Annotated in this window: 15 protein-coding genes and 1 riboswitch; of the genes, 9 read left to right on the top strand and 6 right to left on the bottom strand. The window is 67.9% G+C overall.

The genetic code is table 11. From position 1 onward, the window contains the following. Positions 1-8 precede the first annotated feature (8 nt). The gene (locus IG65_RS0120940; RefSeq protein ID WP_030516640.1) at positions 9-689 is read left to right on the top strand and encodes a methylated-DNA--[protein]-cysteine S-methyltransferase; all 681 of its coding nucleotides are present in this window, start codon (positions 9-11) and stop codon (positions 687-689) included. A 52-nt stretch (positions 690-741) separates the two neighbouring features. On the opposite strand, the gene IG65_RS34935 is transcribed toward IG65_RS0120940, so the two are convergent. Continuing rightward, the gene (locus IG65_RS34935) at positions 742-1149 is read right to left on the bottom strand and encodes a hypothetical protein (protein ID WP_156055703.1); all 408 of its coding nucleotides are present in this window, start codon (positions 1147-1149) and stop codon (positions 742-744) included. Between the two features lie 198 nt (positions 1150-1347). Between IG65_RS34935 and IG65_RS0120930 the strand changes: the two genes are divergently transcribed. Next, positions 1348-1773 carry a nitroreductase/quinone reductase family protein gene (locus IG65_RS0120930; protein ID WP_051756568.1) on the top strand — a complete coding sequence of 142 codons (426 nt, stop codon included), beginning with the start codon at positions 1348-1350 and terminating at the stop codon, positions 1771-1773. 24 nt (positions 1774-1797) lie between these two features. On the opposite strand, the gene IG65_RS0120925 is transcribed toward IG65_RS0120930, so the two are convergent. The 4 genes from IG65_RS0120925 to IG65_RS0120910 all read right to left on the bottom strand — a co-directional run bounded on the left by IG65_RS0120925 (position 1798) and on the right by IG65_RS0120910 (position 8088). After that, positions 1798-4410, bottom strand: coding sequence for a LuxR C-terminal-related transcriptional regulator (locus tag IG65_RS0120925; RefSeq protein ID WP_030516638.1), 2613 nt, complete (start codon positions 4408-4410; stop codon positions 1798-1800). Between the two features lie 129 nt (positions 4411-4539). Then, positions 4540-5640: a CaiB/BaiF CoA-transferase family protein gene (locus IG65_RS0120920; protein ID WP_030516637.1), complete on the bottom strand. Its 1101-nt coding sequence runs from the start codon at positions 5638-5640 to the stop codon at positions 4540-4542. Positions 5641-5750: 110 nt separating this feature from the next. Further along, positions 5751-6635 carry an amidohydrolase gene (locus IG65_RS0120915; RefSeq protein ID WP_030516636.1) on the bottom strand — a complete coding sequence of 295 codons (885 nt, stop codon included), beginning with the start codon at positions 6633-6635 and terminating at the stop codon, positions 5751-5753. 49 nt (positions 6636-6684) lie between these two features. Further along, positions 6685-8088: an FAD-dependent oxidoreductase gene (locus IG65_RS0120910; protein WP_051756566.1), complete on the bottom strand. Its 1404-nt coding sequence runs from the start codon at positions 8086-8088 to the stop codon at positions 6685-6687. Between the two features lie 265 nt (positions 8089-8353). On the opposite strand from IG65_RS0120910, the gene IG65_RS0120905 reads away from it, so the two are divergent. The 5 genes from IG65_RS0120905 (at position 8354) to IG65_RS0120885 (ending at position 11786) form a co-directional block, all read left to right on the top strand. Beyond that, on the top strand, positions 8354-8785 hold the full coding sequence (locus IG65_RS0120905; RefSeq protein ID WP_030516634.1) for a hypothetical protein: 432 nt from the start codon (positions 8354-8356) through the stop codon (positions 8783-8785). Positions 8786-8839: 54 nt separating this feature from the next. Then, positions 8840-8953, top strand: a riboswitch (SAM riboswitch). Positions 8954-8971: 18 nt separating this feature from the next. Then, positions 8972-9394 carry a rhodanese-like domain-containing protein gene (locus IG65_RS0120900; RefSeq protein ID WP_030516633.1) on the top strand — a complete coding sequence of 141 codons (423 nt, stop codon included), beginning with the start codon at positions 8972-8974 and terminating at the stop codon, positions 9392-9394. Positions 9395-9434: 40 nt separating this feature from the next. Beyond that, positions 9435-10649 carry an O-succinylhomoserine sulfhydrylase gene (locus tag IG65_RS0120895; RefSeq protein ID WP_030516632.1) on the top strand — a complete coding sequence of 405 codons (1215 nt, stop codon included), beginning with the start codon at positions 9435-9437 and terminating at the stop codon, positions 10647-10649. Between the two features lie 46 nt (positions 10650-10695). Next, a complete protein-coding gene (locus IG65_RS0120890; protein ID WP_030516631.1) occupies positions 10696-11322 on the top strand; it encodes a type 1 glutamine amidotransferase family protein in 627 nt (208 codons plus the stop codon). Further along, entirely contained in the window at positions 11319-11786 is a 468-nt protein-coding gene (locus IG65_RS0120885; protein ID WP_030516630.1) for a MarR family winged helix-turn-helix transcriptional regulator, read from the top strand. Before IG65_RS0120890 ends, IG65_RS0120885 begins: the two co-directional genes overlap by 4 nt. A 65-nt stretch (positions 11787-11851) precedes the next feature. On the opposite strand, the gene IG65_RS0120880 is transcribed toward IG65_RS0120885, so the two are convergent. After that, complete coding sequence (locus IG65_RS0120880) at positions 11852-12610, bottom strand: HAD-IIA family hydrolase (protein WP_051756585.1); 759 nt, start codon at positions 12608-12610, stop codon at positions 11852-11854. A 273-nt stretch (positions 12611-12883) separates the two neighbouring features. On the opposite strand from IG65_RS0120880, the gene fgd reads away from it, so the two are divergent. Both fgd and IG65_RS36010 read left to right on the top strand, forming a co-directional pair. Then, positions 12884-13891, top strand: coding sequence for a glucose-6-phosphate dehydrogenase (coenzyme-F420) (fgd, locus tag IG65_RS0120875; RefSeq protein ID WP_030516628.1), 1008 nt, complete (start codon positions 12884-12886; stop codon positions 13889-13891). A 173-nt stretch (positions 13892-14064) separates the two neighbouring features. Further along, positions 14065-16404: a serine/threonine-protein kinase gene (locus tag IG65_RS36010; RefSeq protein WP_051756565.1), complete on the top strand. Its 2340-nt coding sequence runs from the start codon at positions 14065-14067 to the stop codon at positions 16402-16404. The last annotated feature ends 2 nt before the right edge of the window (positions 16405-16406 follow it).

The following is a 16406-nucleotide window of genomic DNA, read 5'->3' as shown; positions in this document are numbered from 1 at the left end:
TGTGGGGTATGTCTGCGGGCAAGTTGTCCTCGGTCGTGGTGACCGAATTCGATACCGCCATCGGCCGATGCGCCATGGGGTGGACCGATGACGGCGTCGTGCGGTTCCAACTGCCGGAAGTCGTCGGCGTGCGCGTCCCGGAGCGTGTCGAATCTCCGGAGTTCGCCGAATCCTCCGGGCTCGTCGGATCCCCGGAACGTGACGAATCCGCGCCGCTCGCCGACTCCCCGGACGCTTCCGCCCTCATGTCCGGCATGCTGCGCCGCGGAGTGGACGCGATCGCGTCCGCGAGGGTTCGCACCGTCGAACCGTCCGGTGCGATGGCCGAGGCGATCCGGGCCATTCGCGCGCATCTGACCGGCGAACTCGACGATCTGCGGTGGATTCCGGTGGACTATCGCGCGCAACCGGAATTCCATCGCGCGGTCTACGACATCACGCGCGCCATCGCCCCGGGACACACTCTCACCTACGGCGAGGTCGCCGCCCGGGCCGGAGCGCCCGGCGCGGCCCAAGCCGTCGGACAAGCCTTGGGCCGCAATCCCATTCCCTTGATCGTGCCCTGCCACCGCGTGCTGGCGGCCGATCACGGACTGCACGGTTTCTCCGCGCCCGGCGGCATCGCGACCAAGGCCCGCCTGCTCGAAATCGAACGCACCTCGGGATTCGGCGAACCGACCCTGTTCTGAGCGCCGGTCGGCCGGCTCGGCGACCGCACCGAGTCGCCGGCGCCGATGGCTGCTACTTGTGTTCGGGGTCCGGGTTGATCGCGCCTTGGATGCCGTCGTTGGCGCGGTTGACGCCGTCGACCACCGCATCCGGTACGGCATCCGGCACCGGTGCGCTGAAGCCGCCCACGCGCACTTCGCGCGGAGCGGGCGGTTCGGTCGGCTTCGGTTCCGGCTTCGGCGCGGCCCGGGGCGCGGACTGCGGAGCCGGTACGTGTTGCGGTGAGGCGGAACGCAATTCGGCGGGCTCGTCGGAAGGAGCCGGGGCATCCGGGGTGGTGACACCGGGCTGAACCGGACCGATCGCCGCGGCCGTACCGGCGAAACCGAGGACCACCGCGAGCGGCACCGCCGCCATCGCGACCCGAATACCCGTCATCAGATACCGATTTCGACGGATCACGCCGAGCACCACCCTCATCAGCAGCCTGCCTGTGTGGCGACCACGGCCGCCGCCAGCATCGTAATCGACCGATAGCGGCGACGCAGTGTCGAATTCCGCACAGCGACGGCCTCCAACCGTGGTCGGACACGCGGCGCATCCCGTCGAACGATGTATGCCCGGGAGCGGAGGCCTACCGTAGATGTCATGACGAAGGGGAGTGGCGGGCGAGACAGCATGGGACACGAACGGAAAGCGTCACCTCCGGCCCGCGATATCCGCCGCCGGCTCGCGGTGCCGGTGCAGCGGTATATCGCGATTCCCGTGGGCAGCCGGGTCGCGCGGTACCTCGGCGGACTCGCCGTACTGGAGACGATCGGGCGGCGCAGTGGTCAGCCGCGGCGGACGCCGATCGGGGGGAGGCTGGTCGGCTCCTCCTACTGGTTCGTCTCCGAGTTCGGGCGCAATTCGCAGTATGTGCGCAATATCATCGCGAATCCCAAGGTGCGCTTGCAGATTCGCGGTGTCTGGCACGACGGTACGGCGGTCCTGCTCGACGACGACGATGCGCGGGCACGTCTGCGCAAGCTCAACCGCGTCAACAGTTCGGTCGTGCGCGCCGTCGGCTCGAACCTGCTGACGATTCGCATCGACCTGGAGTGACTCGGCCCGGCCGCGGCGAAAGGTTCAGCGCTGTTTGCCTCGCGGTGGCTCGCCGCGCATCAGATCGGCGAGCGCCTCGCGATCGGTGACGTCGAGCTTCATACAGGCCCGATAGAGATGTCCCTCGACGGTCCGCACCGACACCGTCAGCCGATCCGCGATCTGCCGATTGCTGAGTCCGGCCGCGACCAGATTGGCGATTTCGCGCTCTCGCGCGGTGAGCGGAAGTGGTTGTGCCGATTGCCGAAGCGCCGGTGTGCTCGCGCCGCCGCAGACCGCGGCCAGGCGATTGGCTGTCGCGGCGGATTCGAGCAATCGGCGCCGATCGCCGTGCCGCTCATGCACCGAGGCGGCCTGCGCGGCGGCGTCGGCGGCCGAGAGCAGGGCGCCCATTCGCTCGAATTCCGCTGCGGCGTTGTCCAATCCGGGGCCGTCCTGGGAGGCGACGGCCACCGCGTGGCGAGCCTGCACCTGCACCAGCGCGCCGTCGATCCGCGCCGCGATATCGGCGAGCCGCCCGGCCACGGTGCGGTCGCCGAAGCGGGCCGCGGTGTGCAGGGCCATGGCCTCGATCGCGTGCTGGTGGGACCGGGCCGCGGCGTCGGCGGCGCCGATGGCCAGCCGCACGGCCGGGGCGACGGTGCCTTCGGCCGCGGCCTGCCACGCGCGCGCGATCTCGAGTTGTGGTTCGTAGACCGCACTGTGCCGGCCACCGCGCAGCCGCGCCTCGGCGATCGTCTCGGCGGCCTCCGCGGCCCGGCCCAAGGCCGAATAGGCTTCGGCGAGACGGATTCTCGCCGGGAACATCCACGCGGCGGCGCCCTCGGCGGTCAGCGCCGCGAGCGCCTGTTCGAGATTCTCGACGCCCTCCGGGAAGTGCCCCTGTGCCACGTCGACGGTGCCCTGCAGGATCTTCGAGAGGCCCCAGGCCAGGTACTGTCCCGGCGCCGAATATCCGAAATAGCCGGAGGCACAGCGACGTGCGGCCTCCAGTTCACCGGTGAAGGTGAGCGCCAGCACCTCCGCGTGCGCGGACATGAAGCGCGTCGGCCCGTCGACCTGCTCCTCGACCTGATGGCCGCGCAGAGTGTATTCGCGCGCGGCCGCACTGCGGCCCATCAGCGCCAGCGCCAGACCGCCGCCGAACGATGCCCACCACACCGCCCAGGCCGGCGCGTCCGGTGTGGACATCACCGCCTCGGCGTCGGTGAAGGCCTCCTCCAGGCGGTTTTCGTTCACCTCGCACGCGGAAGCCAAGCCCTGCAACGTCAGGACGATCTTCGGATGCCGGACCCGGCTGCGGACCAGGGACAGCACCTCGTCGGCGCGGTCGGCATCGCCCATGGCCCACAACAGATTCGAGACGCGGGTGCTGCCCCAGCGGGCCAGCTGCACCTCGTTCAACTGATCCGGATCGAAACTGGCCAGGGTGCGTTCGGCCTCGATGCGATGTCCCTGCCACAGCAGCGCGCGCGCCAGCAGATCCGCGGACTCGACACCGCCTCGGCGCTCCACCGCCGCGCGCGCGAACCGTTCACCGAGGGGGATGTTCGCCAGCCCGATGGCATCGGCCGCGGCCGCCTCGAACAACTCCAGATCCGCGGATTTGTCACTGTCCAAAGCCAATTCGGCCAACCGGATGCGATCGGAGGCGGATTTGATCGGCCGCTCCCGCAGCGACGAATACAACCGGCCCCGGAGCCGGCGAGCCGAGGCGATACCGAGCCGCCGCCGGATCACCTCGCCGAACAGCGGATGGTTGTAGCGCACCAGCAACTGGTGACCGTTCTCGACGATCCGGATCACGCCACGGGTTTCGGCCTGTTCGACCGCATCCTCGCCGGCCAGTTCGGCCAGTACGTCGAGATCGATGGGCTCGCAGAAGGTGAGCAATTCCAGGACGCGCAGCACCGACTCCGGCAGCTGCTCGACGCGATCCTCCAGCAATGCCGCCAGTTCCGAGGTCACCGCCGCCCGCCCGCGCAGCTGCCACACCCCGTTGACCTGTCGCAGCGTGCCCGCCTCCAGCGCACCCTCCACGAGATGACGCAGGAACAGGGCATTGCCGCCCGAGGATTCCCACATCAGATTGGCGGTGAACCCCTCCAGCTGCCCGCCGAGCATGGATTCGACCAGTTCGACGCTCTGCGGTTCGGAGAACGGCGTGAGGTCGATCCGCAGCAGATGCCCGTCCTTCCACAGCGAGGTCACCGCGTCCGGCACCTGCACCCCGCTGCGTACCGTGCAGACGATCCGCGCGGCCTTGTCGATGGCCAACTGCAGCAGCAGTGTTGCCGAGAGCTGATCGAGCAGGTGGGCATCGTCGACGCCGATGATGGTGTCGCCGTCGGCCAGCAGCGCCTCCCGCGCGGCGGCCATGAAGGTGACCGGGTCGTGTGCGGTGTACACGCCGACCATATGCGCGAACACGCCGAGCGGAATACTGCGTGCGGACTCGGTGCCCGCCACCCAGCGCACACCCCCGCCCACCGCGGCCGTCGCCTGCCGCGCCAGGGTCGTCTTCCCCACCCCCGCGTCGCCGGTCAGGATCGCGCCGACGAATTCGGTGCCGGTCAACGCGGCGCGAATCGACTCCAATTCGCCACCGCGCTCGATCATCGGCCAGTTCCGAGCCATGAAATTACTGTAGTGCCTTGGCGAATTTGCGCGGAATGAACGAACCGCGAACGGCCGCAGCCCTATCCAGCGCAAATGCCGGCCTGCCGGGAACGCCCCGGTGGCGGCGCTCGCCACCGGGGCCCCGGGTCAGTTCGCCCAGATCTCGTCGATGGCCGTGGCGGCCGAGGGAGGCGGGGTGGGGGTGCCGCCCTGGGTGCGGGAGAAACGCGGGGCCGGGGCGTGCTGGACCACGCCGTCGATCTCGACCAGGGATTCGCGGGCGGCGATATGGCCGTTCTCGGTGGCCTCGGTGAAGGTGAGAACCGGGGTGCAGCAGGCGTCGGTGCCGTCGAAGATCGCGGCCCATTCGTCGCGGGTCTTGGTCTTGAACTTCTCGGTGAACAGCTTGCGCAGCTGATCCTGGCCGTTGGGGTCGAGTTGCATCGGCAGGCCCTCGGGGTCGATCTCGAGACCCTTCAGGAATTCGGCGTAGAACTGCGGTTCGATGCAGCCGACGGCCATGTACTTGCCGTCGGAGGTCTCGTAGGTGTCGTAGAAGGCCATACCGGTGTCGAGCAGGTTGGTGCCCCGCTCGTCCGACCACAGGCCCATGCCGCGCATACCCCAGATCATGTGCGAGAGCGAGAGTGCACCGTCGATCATCGCGGCGTCGATCACCTGGCCCTTACCGGAGATCGACCGCTCCACCAGCGCGGAGAGCACGCCCATCACCAGGAACATCGAACCGCCGCCGAAGTCGCCGACCATGTTCAGCGGCGGGACCGGGCGCTCACCCTTGCGGCCGATGGCGTTGAGCACACCGGTCAGCGAGATGTAGTTGATGTCGTGGCCGGCACGGTCGGCGAGCGGGCCGTACTGTCCCCATCCGGTCATCCGGCCGTAGATCAGGCGCGGGTTGCGCTCGAGGGTGACGTCCGGGCCCAGTCCCATCCGCTCGGTGACACCGGGCCGGAAACCCTCCAGCAGCACATCGGCCTTGTCGATCAGGCCGAGCACCTTCTCGATATCGGCGGAATCCTTGAGATCGGCCTCGACGATGGTGCGTCCCCGCCACTGCGGTCGTTCCATGAATCCCGGCAGCTGGCCGGGACGCTGCACGCGCACCACATCGGCGCCCAGATCGGCCAGCAGCAGTGCCGCGTGCGGGCCGGGGCCGATTCCGGCCAGCTCGAGAACCTTGATGCCCGCGAGTGGGCCCTGCCCGGTGGTGGTGGATGAAGTGCTCACGCCCTACCTCGGTTCGTCGTCGATCCTGCGACCGGCGGCGCGCGCCGGTGTTGACACTACGACAATAAGCGGTGGATGTGACGCACGGCATCCGGGTGCGGTGTGCGCGGCTATTCGACGATCCGCAGCGGTCGCGTCCGGTCCGGTGGCTGGTTCCGTCCCGGCGGCTGGGGCAGTTCCGAGCGGCGCAGCCGCAGCGTCGGCGGTTCGGTGCGCGGAATCGGCAGCGTCGGCACGGGATCCTCGGCCGAGCGCACCTTCACCGGCAGCCGGTAGCAGGCGCGGGCGTTGTCCTCGAGCACCCGGTACATGTCCGCGCCGACGGCCCGGCCGATGATCTCGATATCGGCATCGCGGAACGGCCGTCCGGCCCGATTACCCGGCAGATCGGAGCCGAACATCAGCGCACCGGGATTGACCGCGTGCACCCGCCGCATCGCCGATTCCACATCCATCGACACCCGCCCGAACCCGGAGGCTTTCACCCGGGCCCCGCGATCGACCAGATTCAGCAGATAGGGCAGGCATTCGTCGGACATGCCCATATGGTCGATGCTCAGCGCCGGCAGTTTGGAGATGACCGGTTCCAGCGAGCCCAGCATGGATCCGTCGATGTAGAGCTCGACATGCCAGCCGGCGAGTTCGTAGGCGCGCACGGCCTGCATGGTCAGCGTGACGATGTCGACCGCGGCGCGCTTGAGATTGAACCGGATGGCCCGTACCCCGGCCCGGTCCAGTTCGATGATCTGCTCGTCGGTGACGTCCGAAGGCAGATTGATCACGCCGACCCAGTTCGGCCCGAGTTCGGCCAGCGCGGCGATCATGAACGTCGAGTCGGTGCCCTGGAAGGACGCACTCACCACCGCACCACCGTCGACATCGAAGTGCGCCATGCGCTTTCGATAGTCGGCGATGGTGTACGGCTCCGGCAGGTAGCCCTGATTCTCAACCAGCGGATACCGCGGGTCGATGATGTGAACGTGTGAATCGAACACGTGATCAGCATGCCTCAGGTCGGTGACGAATGCGGATCCGGCGTGGTGTTCAGACCTTGTGCGGCTCGCTCGCGCGCAGCATGTCCTCGCGTTCGACGACCTTGACCCGCTCGCGGCCCTCGGGCTCGCCGAGCGAGCGCTCGTGGGCGTCGAGGCGGTACCAGCCGGCCCAGGTGGTGAACGGAATGCCCTTGTCCTCGAGGAACTTCGTCACGGCCTCGGGATCGGGTTCGGCGGCCGGGGTGAAGGAGGCGGCGTCGTCGAGCAGGCAGGCGATGGTCTCGTTGGCGTCGCCCTTGGTGTGGCCGATCAGGCCGACCGGGCCGCGCTTGATCCAGCCGGTGACGTAGGTCTGCGGCAGGTAGCGGGCGGCGCCGTCGGAGCCCTCGTCGACGAGCACGCGCCCGGCCTCGTTCGGCACGGTGCCGGCCTGGTCGTCGAAGGGCAGCTGCGGGATGTTCTGCGACAGGTAGCCGACGGCGCGGTACACCGCCTGGACGTCCCAGTCCTTGTAGGTTCCGGTGCCCTTGACGTTGCCGGTGCCGTCGAGGGTGGTGCGCTCGGTGCGCAGGCCGACCACCTTGCCGTCCTCGCCGATCAGTTCGGCCGGGGATTCGAAGAAGTGCAGGAACAGCTTGTGCGGGCGGTCGCCGACGTCGCGAATGGCCCACTGCTCGAGGGTGTTGCAGACCATGTCGACCTGCTTGGAGTGGCGGCGCGCGGCCTCCGAGCCCTCGTCGTAGTCGATGTCCTCGGGATCGACGATCACCTCGATATTCGGCGAGTGATCGAGTTCGCGCAGTTCCAGCGGGGTGAACTTGGCCTGGGCGGGACCGCGGCGGCCGAACACGTGCACCTCGACGGCCTTGTTGTTGCGCAGGCCCTCGTAGACGTTCGGCGGAATCTCGGTCGGCAGCAGTTCGTCACCGGTCTTGGCGAGCACGCGGGCCACGTCGAGCGCCACGTTGCCCACACCCAGGACGGCGACCTTCTCCGCGTCGAGCGGCCAGGTGCGCGGCACGTCCGGGTGGCCGTCGTACCAGGACACGAAGTCGGCGGCGCCGTAGCTGCCGTCCAGTTCGATACCCGGGACGCCCAGGGCGCGGTCGGCGTTGGCGCCGGTGGAGAAGATCACCGCGTCGTAGAAGCGGCGCAGGTCCTCGAGGTCGATGTCGCTGCCGTAGTCGATATTGCCGAGCAGGCGGACCTGCGGCTTGTCGAGCACCTTGTGCAGGGCGGTGATGATGCCCTTGATGCGCGGGTGGTCGGGTGCGACGCCGTAGCGGATCAGACCGAACGGGGCCGGCATGCGCTCGTAGAGGTCGATACTCGCCTCCACGTCGGACTTCATCAGCGCGTCGGCGGCGTAGATTCCGGCCGGTCCGGCACCGACGATCGCGATGCGCAGGGGGCGGTCGCCCGCGCCGCTATTCGTTCCAGCGTGTTCGGTCATTTCTACGCGCACCCTTTGGTCGAAAACTCTCGTCTTGTCAGCCGTCCTTCTTAGCTTAGGCTAAGTTGACGTGCGGGCCGGGCGCCTGCCCGACTGCTCCGCCGATGCTGCCTCGTTGCCGCGCGGAGCTCTCCCGATCCGTGCACCGGATGTGGCCGGAGTTCTGGTGATTCTATCGGTGGCACACACCGCCGCTATTCCCGGTATCCGCGCGAAAATGCGGGCGTGATCTTCGACACTTCGACCCGCCGGGGATGATGCAGGCATGAATGATCCGGCTACCTCGATCGATCAGCGCGACACGACGCGGTCGGCGAAGCCGTTCCTGATCGCCGCGGCCATCGCCGTCCTGGCGGTGCTCGCCGTCGTCATCCTCGGAATCACCCGCCCGGCTGAGAACAATCTCACAGATCCGGATCGGGTCGCCATCGCGGCGCGCAACTTCGCCACGGCGAGAAGCGATTCCGACGCCGACCGGCGCAAGACCACCGAATGCACCGGGTTCGACCAGAAGAAGTCGCCGCTGGGTGCCGACTCGGCGGGCAAGAAGGTGGAGATCGCCGGAGTCGACGCGGTGCACATCGACGGCGATCGCGCGACGGCGTCGGTGACCAGCCGGATCGACGGCCGCCAGACCGCGGCGAACTGGAATTTCAGTCGCGAGAACGGCACCTGGCTGGTGTGCGTCAACCCCTGAGCCGCCGCTGTCCATGTTTGACAATCGGGCCTGTGACCAGGCATTCTCGGTTCAGGTCATGAGTACCAGCGGTAAGCCCCGGCTCGCTGGTCGGCAACCCTCCTCCGCGGTGGGGTGCTCCGGGTGACGACCTGGCCGCGGTCCGACCGGACGCGGCAAGTGCGGATTCCGTAGGAGGTTCGACAAGTGAGCTACGCCGGTGACATCACGCCCGGGCAGGCGTGGGAGTTGTTGCGCGACAATCCGGATGCGGTGCTGGTGGATGTGCGCACCGAGGCCGAATGGCGGTTCGTCGGAGTGCCCGACACCACCTCGATCGAGCGGCCGACCGCCCTCATCGAATGGGTCGACGGCACCGGCGCACCCAACCCCGTATTCGTGGAGCAGTTGAAGCAGGTGCTGGCCGATCGCGCGGGCGAAAGCGATGCCCCGGTGATCTTCCTGTGCCGGTCCGGGCAGCGTTCGATCGGTGCGGCCACGGCGGCGACGGCGGCCGGTTTCGCGCCCTCCTACAACGTGCTCGAGGGTTTCGAGGGTCCGCTGGATGCCGAGGGGCATCGCGGCGGCGCCGGTTGGCGCGCACTCGGCCTGCCGTGGCGGCAGTCGTGAGCGGATCTGTTGTGCGGCAATTCTTTTCGTGGAGGCAGTCATGATCACCGGCGGTGCATTCGATCGGCCGCTGCCCGAGGGTGTGGGACCGGCGACCCTGGGCGTGCGCGGCGGGCTGCGCCGCTCCGGGTTCGAGGAGACCTCCGAGGCGCTGTATCTGTCGTCCGGATTCGTCTACGAGAGCGCCGAGGCGGCCGAGGCGGCCTTCACCGGCGATATCGAGCATTTCGTCTATTCGCGCTACGGCAATCCGACGGTCGCGATGTTCGAGGAGCGGATGCGGCTGCTCGAGGGTGCCGAGGCGTGCTTCGCCACCGCCAGCGGCATGTCCGCGGTGTTCACCGCGCTGGCCGCGCTGCTCGGGCAGGGCGACCGGCTGGTGGCAGCGCGCAGCCTGTTCGGTTCCTGTTTCGTGGTGTGCAACGAGATCCTGCCGCGGTGGGGCGTGGAGACCGTCTTCGTCGACGGTGAGGATCTCGACCAGTGGGAGCAGGCGCTCTCGCAGCCGACGGCCGCGGTGTTCTTCGAAACTCCCTCGAATCCGATGCAGACCCTCGTCGACGTGCGGCGGGTGAGCGAACTGGCCCATGCCGCCGGCGCGAAGGTCGTGCTGGACAACGTGTTCGCGACGCCGCTGCTGCAGCGCAGTCTCGACCTCGGCGCCGATGTGGTGGTCTACTCGGGCACCAAGCACATCGACGGACAGGGGCGCGTCCTCGGCGGTGCGATCCTCGGCACGAGCGACTACATCAACGGGCCGGTCAAGAATCTGATGCGCCACACCGGCCCGGCGCTGAGCCCGTTCAACGCCTGGACCCTGCTGAAGGGACTGGAGACGATGCCGCTGCGGGTGCGTCAGTCGACGCAGTCCGCGCTGGCCGTCGCCGAGTTCCTGGAACAGCATCCGGGCGTGGCCTGGACGAAGTATCCGTTCCTCGCCTCGCATCCGCAGCACGAACTGGCGACCGCGCAGATGTCCGGCGGCGGCACCGTGGTGACCTTCGAACTCGCCGCGGGCCCCGACGAGGGTAAGAAGCGGGCCTTCGAGGTGCTGAACCGGCTGCGCATCGTCGACATCTCCAACAACCTCGGCGACGCCAAGACCCTGATCACGCATCCGGCGACCACCACGCATCGTGCGATGGGTCCGGAAGGTCGTGCGGCGGTGGGACTCACCGACGGGGTGCTGCGCATTTCGATCGGTCTCGAGGATGTGGAGGATCTGCTCGGTGATCTGGAGCAGGCGCTGAGCTGACCGCCGGGCGTTGACAGCATGCTGTCAATCATGACAGCATGCTGTCATGACTCAGACGGTTCATGTGGCGGTGTACGACACGTTCGCGGATTGGGAGCCGAGCTACGTGACGGCCGGCATCAATCGCCCGTTGATGCAGCGCGAGCCGGGAAGCCGGCAGATTCGCACGGTCGGCGCCACCTCCGCGCCGGTCACCTCGATGGGCGGATTGCGCGTGGTTCCCGATCTCACTCTGGACCAGCTCTCCCCGGCCGACAGCGCGATGCTGATCCTGCCCGGCGCCGACATCTGGGAGGACGGGCAACTCGCGCCGTTCGCTCAGGCTGCAGAGGACTTCCTGAAGGCCGGCGTACCGGTCGCGGCGATCTGCGGTGCGACCTACGGCCTGGCGAAACAGGGCCTGCTCGATGCTCGTCCGCACACCGGCAATGCGGCGGACAATCTCGCCTCGACCGGATATTCGGGAGCGCACCACTATGTGGACGAGCCGGCGGTGACCGACGGTGATCTGATCACCGCGAGCGGGATCGCACCGATCGACTTCGCACGCCACATCTTCGCGCGGCTGGATCTGTTCGAGCCGGCCGTCCTGGATGCGTGGTATCGGCTCTACGCGGACCGGGATCCGAGCGGGTTCTTCGCCCTGCAGGCCGCGGCGGTCGAGCCGGCATGAGCCGCGGTGACGCCGAACTGTTCTCCGCGGCGGCGATCACGACCTTCAAACTGAACGGCCAATTCCTCACGATCGCAGAGGAATTGGCGAAACCGGCGGAGATCACCGCGGCCTGGTGGCAGGTGCTGGGTGCGGTGCTGCACGAACCGCTGCCGGTATCGGGGATCGCGCGGGAGATGGGTATCACCCGCCAGAGCGTCCAGCGCATCGCGGATCTACTGGTGGGCAAGGGATTGGCCGAATACCGGCCGAATCCGTCGCATCGCCGCGCGAAGCTGGTGGCGATCACCGATGCGGGCTACGCTGCCGTCCGCCGGATCACCCCGAAGCATGCTGTCATGGCGAAACAGCTTGCGCGACAATTGGGTTCGCAACGGTTCGCCGAAGTGGTGGATGCGCTGGGTGATCTGTCGGCCGCGCTGGAGGCGCTGGAATCCGGGGAGCGCGGCGGAAGTCCGGACTGATGGGATCCTGCGCCGGGAAGTACCGTGCCGGCGGGACCTCCGGTGCGCCGGCCGGACTTTCCCGCTCAGGCCGCGAACGGATTCTCGGTGCGGCCCACGAGATCGGCCACCGAATCGATCACCAGTGTCGGCCGGTACGGGAACTGTTCCATCGACGCCCGGGTGGAGATCCCCGAGGTCACCAGGACCGTGCGCATGCCCGCCTCGAGTCCGGCGATCACATCGGTGTCCATCCGGTCGCCGATCATCACCGCCGACTGCGAATGCGCGCCGATCTGCCGCAGCGCCGAGCGCATCATCAGCGGATTCGGTTTCCCCACGTAGTACGGGTCGCGGCCGGTGGCCCGGGTGATCAGCGCGGCCACGGAACCGGTCGCGGGCAGCACGCCCTCGCGGGAGGGCCCGGTGGGGTCGGGATTGGTGGCGATGAACCGGGCGCCGCGCTCGACCAGCCGGATGGCAGTGGTGATCGCCTCGAACGAATAGGTTCGCGTCTCACCGAGGACGACGTAATCAGGATCGCTGTCGGTCAGCACGTAGCCGATCTCGTGCAGGGCGGTCGTCAATCCCGATTCGCCCACCACATACGCCGTCCCGCCGGGACGCTGCTCGTTCAGGAAGGTGGCCGTCGCGGTCGCCGAGGTCCAGATCGAGGACGCCGGGATGTCCAGCCCGATCCGGCGCAGGCGGGCCTGCAGATCGCGCGGGGTGCGGATGGAATTGTTGGTCAGGACCAGGTACGGAATCTCACGCTCGGTCAGCTCCGTCAGGAACGCATCGGCGCCGGGAATGAGGTGATCCTCGTGCACCAGCACGCCGTCCATATCGGTCAGGTAGGACAGAATCGGTTCGCTGTCGGCAGTCACGAGCCAATTGTGGGCTATCGGCGGTCGCGATGTGATGTTCCGGTAGGTCGTACGCGCGGCGGCCGCGGAATTCGCTGTGGTTATGGTCGAATGCGACCGCAGCTTGCCGCGCTGTGGACAGTCGGGACAGGAATTCGGGCCACCCGTCCGGCGCTGCACTCGGTCGACGCGGTCGTCTCCCGCCCGGGAGCCGGCCCAAGCACGCACGTGACGGCGAACAGGAGTGGCGCAGTGAGTGATCTCAAACTGGGATACAAGGCGTCGGCGGAACAATTCGGACCACGCGAGCTCGTCGAGCTCGGCGTTCTGGTCGAAGAACACGGCCTCGACAGTGCGACCGTCAGTGATCATTTTCAGCCGTGGCGGCACCAGGGTGGGCATGCTCCGTTTTCGCTGGCGTGGATGACCGCGGTCGGTGAGCGGACTTCTCGTATTCAGCTGGGTACGTCGGTGCTGACGCCGACGTTCCGCTACAACCCGGCGGTGATCGCGCAGGCGTTCGCGACCCTCGGGGTGCTGTATCCGGAGCGGATCATGCTGGGTGTGGGGACCGGTGAGGCGCTCAACGAGATCGCGACCGGTTACCAGGGGGAGTGGCCGGAGTTCAAGGAGCGTTTCGCTCGGCTGCGCGAGTCGGTGGATCTGATGCGCGCGTTGTGGAGTGGTGATCGGGTCGATTTCGAGGGTCAGTACTACAACACGGTCGGCGCGTCGATCTATGATGTGCCGCCGGCGGGGATCCCGGTGTATATCGCCGCGGGCGGGCCGGTGGTGGCGCGGTATGCGGGCCGGGCCGGTGACGGTTTCATCTGCACCTCGGGTAAGGGGATGGACCTGTACACGGAGAAGTTGATGCCGGCGGTGACCGAGGGTGCGGAGAAGGTGGGTCGTACGCTCGGCGATATCGATCGGATGATCGAGATCAAGATTTCGTATGACACCGATCCGGAACTGGCGTTGGAGAATACGCGGTTCTGGGCGCCGTTGTCGTTGACGGCCGAGCAGAAGCATTCGATCACCGATCCGATCGAGATGGAGGCGGCCGCGGATGCGTTGCCGATCGAGCAGATCGCCAAGCGCTGGATCGTGGCCAGCGATCCGGATGAGGCGGTCGAGCAGGTCAAGCCGTATGTCGATGCGGGGCTGAACCACCTGGTCTTCCACGCTCCCGGCCACGATCAGCGCCGTTTCCTGGACCTGTTCGCACGCGACCTGGCGCCGCGCTTGCGCGCACTCTGAGCCTTCCCGCGCGTCCGCTCCCTCGGATGTCACGCTCGGCCGCCCGAGCGTGACATCCGTACGTTCCGGGCCGGTACGGTGCGGAGCCGCCCGCTGTGTGCCCGTTCCGCCCAGTCCGTCCGTCCCTCGCAGGCCGGTCGGACTCGGTAGGGTGCTCACGGCGAGGAGGAGTAATGCTGTATTCGGGGGAGTTGTTCGCGGGCTACCGGATCGAACGGGTGCTCGGCGCCGGTGGAATGGGTGAGGTCTACGTCGCCCGGCACCCGCGGTTACCGCGATCGGACGCGGTGAAGGTACTACCGGCCCAGTACGCGGCCGACCCGGAGTACCGGGCGCGGTTCGAGCGGGAGGCCGATCTGGCGGCGAGTCTGTCGCATCCGGCGATCGTGAAGGTGTACGACCGCGGCGAGTACGAGGGCCGGCTGTGGATCGCGATGGAATTGGTCGACGGCGTCGATCTCGCCCAGCGACTGGCCGCCACCGGGCCGTTCGGCATCGATGAGGTGATCCGGATCGCGGAAACCGTTGCGGGAGCGCTGGATCGCGCGAATGCGCAGGGTTTGGTGCACCGGGACGTGAAACCGGCGAACATCCTGCTGAGCCGGGACGGTGACGTGCTGCTCACCGATTTCGGCATCGCCCGGCAGGCCGCGGTTGCCTCCGATCTGACCGGAACCGGGGTCATGCTCGGCACCCTGAACTATGCGTCGCCGGAGCAACTGAGCGCGCAACCGCTGGACGGACGCTGCGATCAGTATTCGTTGGCCTGCACCGTCTTTCACGTGCTCACGGGCGGCGCGCCGTTCGCGGACGCTGATCCCGTCGTGGTCGTCACGCGGCATGCCACGGCCACGCCACCGAGCGTGCGGACGGCGCGTCCGCACCTGCATCCGGACGTGGACGCGGTCCTCGCGCGGGCGATGGCGAAGCGACCGGAGGCACGGTTCGCCTCGTCGTCGGAGTTCGCGGCGGCGCTGGGTGCGGCCTTGCGGGCCGCCACTGCCGGCCCGCCGCAGGGCGATCCGCAAGCGGCGATCGCGACCGTGCTCGCGGGACAGCCCGTACCGTCGCGGGGCCGGTCGGAAGCACAGACCGAATCACCGACGGTGCTACCGCGAACCGGTGCGCCGTCGAGTGGAATCTGGTGGGGCGCAGGTGTCGCGGTCCTGATCGTGATCGCAATCGTGACGGTTTTCGTGGTGCGGTCGGCCGGCTCCGATGAGGTCGGTCCGACCGATGCCGCCCGGGCGCTGGCCCGGATCTCGGTCACTCCGCAGAGCCCGGATCTGAGTGCCGAACCCACCGGGAAGCGGTGGTCGGCCGACGGATCGGAGCTCCCGATCGGCGGCACGGACAAGGTGGTGCTCTACAACGGCACCGAGAAACTCGACATCATCGATGTGGAGTCGGGTGCGCTGTTGCACAGCGTCGGTGTGGGTTACATCTCCTACGCCGAGTGCGTGTTCACGGCCTCGGGCCGCTACGCCGGCTGCCGTACGGAGGCCGGGGACAGCGCCGCCGGAACCCGGGACGTGAATTCGGATTCGTACGCGACGCTGCTCATCGATACGCAGGCGGGCGTGATCTCCGGCCGCCTGCCGGCCGCCACCGAAATCGTCTCCGCAGGCGAAACATTCGCCACGTTCGAACCCGAGCGCGAAGGGGCCGGGACGGGTTCGGTCATTTCCGCGGACGTCACCGGCAAGGTGCTCTGGCAGGCCGACGACATTCAGCCGGGCCTGGTCCACGGTTCCGGTGTGCTGTCGCTGCAGAAGAATCCCGTGTCCGGTGATCCGTTCTCGAAGGCCGGTTTCGAATTGCGCAATATCGAAACCGGGAAGGTCGTGTATCAGGTGGCTCCGGACCACGTTCAGCCGAATACGGTGTGGGCTCCGGATTGGCTGGCGTACTCCGGCGGATTCGCGATCGGTGCGGACTTCTTCACTCTCGACGGAACGAAGCGCGCCGGTGCCGGTCCCGGCTGGCGGGTCGTGGCGAGCCAGCCGTATGCCACCCAGGGTGACGATCCGGCGCCGAACGGCAACGACAAGCGCTACGCCGAACCGGACACGGCCCCGGCGCTGCCGGTGATGACGAACCGCGGCATGCTCGCCGCCTTCGATCCCGCGACCGGGTCCATGCTCTGGTCCAGGCAACTGCCGAAGGAAGCGAGTTACGGCCACGGTGTGTCCGTCGCCGGAATCGGCAGCAAAATTCTGATTCGCTGGGACACCACCACGAAATCCGGCTCCGACTACCTCGAGAACCGATACAAGCTCGCCTACGCCTGGTTCGACGCGTACACGGCCGAGGGCGGTGTACTGCCGGACAACCAGGTCCCCTGGGCCACCGATGGAACAAGGGTGGTCACCGTCGCGCGTGGCGGGCAGGGCGGCATCACCGTCGTCGCGGCCGGAACGAATCGGCAACCGGTGTGGTCACTCGACTTCGGCAGCAGCCCGATCCGGACCTTCGCCGGGCGGGCCTATCTGTCCCACAGCCGGATCGTGTGAAC

This window comes from Nocardia sp. NRRL WC-3656 (assembly GCF_000720265.1).
Lineage (GTDB): Bacteria > Actinomycetota > Actinomycetes > Mycobacteriales > Mycobacteriaceae > Nocardia > Nocardia nova.
This window is presented reverse-complemented; position numbering and strand designations above follow the sequence as displayed.

What these genes read in the sequence shown, in the direction of transcription:
- IG65_RS0120885 (WP_030516630.1), top strand. Translation starts at nt 11,319, where the DNA reads ATGAGCCGCGGTGACGCCGAACTGTTCTCCGCGGCGGCGATCACGACC.
- IG65_RS0120880 (WP_051756585.1), bottom strand. Translation starts at nt 12,610, where the DNA reads ATGGACGGCGTGCTGGTGCACGAGGATCACCTCATTCCCGGCGCCGAT.
- IG65_RS0120910 (WP_051756566.1), bottom strand. Translation starts at nt 8,088, where the DNA reads ATGACCGAACACGCTGGAACGAATAGCGGCGCGGGCGACCGCCCCCTG.
- IG65_RS0120925 (WP_030516638.1), bottom strand. Translation starts at nt 4,410, where the DNA reads ATGGCTCGGAACTGGCCGATGATCGAGCGCGGTGGCGAATTGGAGTCG.
- IG65_RS0120930 (WP_051756568.1), top strand. Translation starts at nt 1,348, where the DNA reads ATGGGACACGAACGGAAAGCGTCACCTCCGGCCCGCGATATCCGCCGC.
- IG65_RS0120940 (WP_030516640.1), top strand. Translation starts at nt 9, where the DNA reads ATGTCTGCGGGCAAGTTGTCCTCGGTCGTGGTGACCGAATTCGATACC.
- IG65_RS0120890 (WP_030516631.1), top strand. Translation starts at nt 10,696, where the DNA reads ATGACTCAGACGGTTCATGTGGCGGTGTACGACACGTTCGCGGATTGG.
- IG65_RS34935 (WP_156055703.1), bottom strand. Translation starts at nt 1,149, where the DNA reads ATGAGGGTGGTGCTCGGCGTGATCCGTCGAAATCGGTATCTGATGACG.
- IG65_RS36010 (WP_051756565.1), top strand. Translation starts at nt 14,065, where the DNA reads ATGCTGTATTCGGGGGAGTTGTTCGCGGGCTACCGGATCGAACGGGTG.
- IG65_RS0120895 (WP_030516632.1), top strand. Translation starts at nt 9,435, where the DNA reads ATGATCACCGGCGGTGCATTCGATCGGCCGCTGCCCGAGGGTGTGGGA.
- IG65_RS0120905 (WP_030516634.1), top strand. Translation starts at nt 8,354, where the DNA reads ATGAATGATCCGGCTACCTCGATCGATCAGCGCGACACGACGCGGTCG.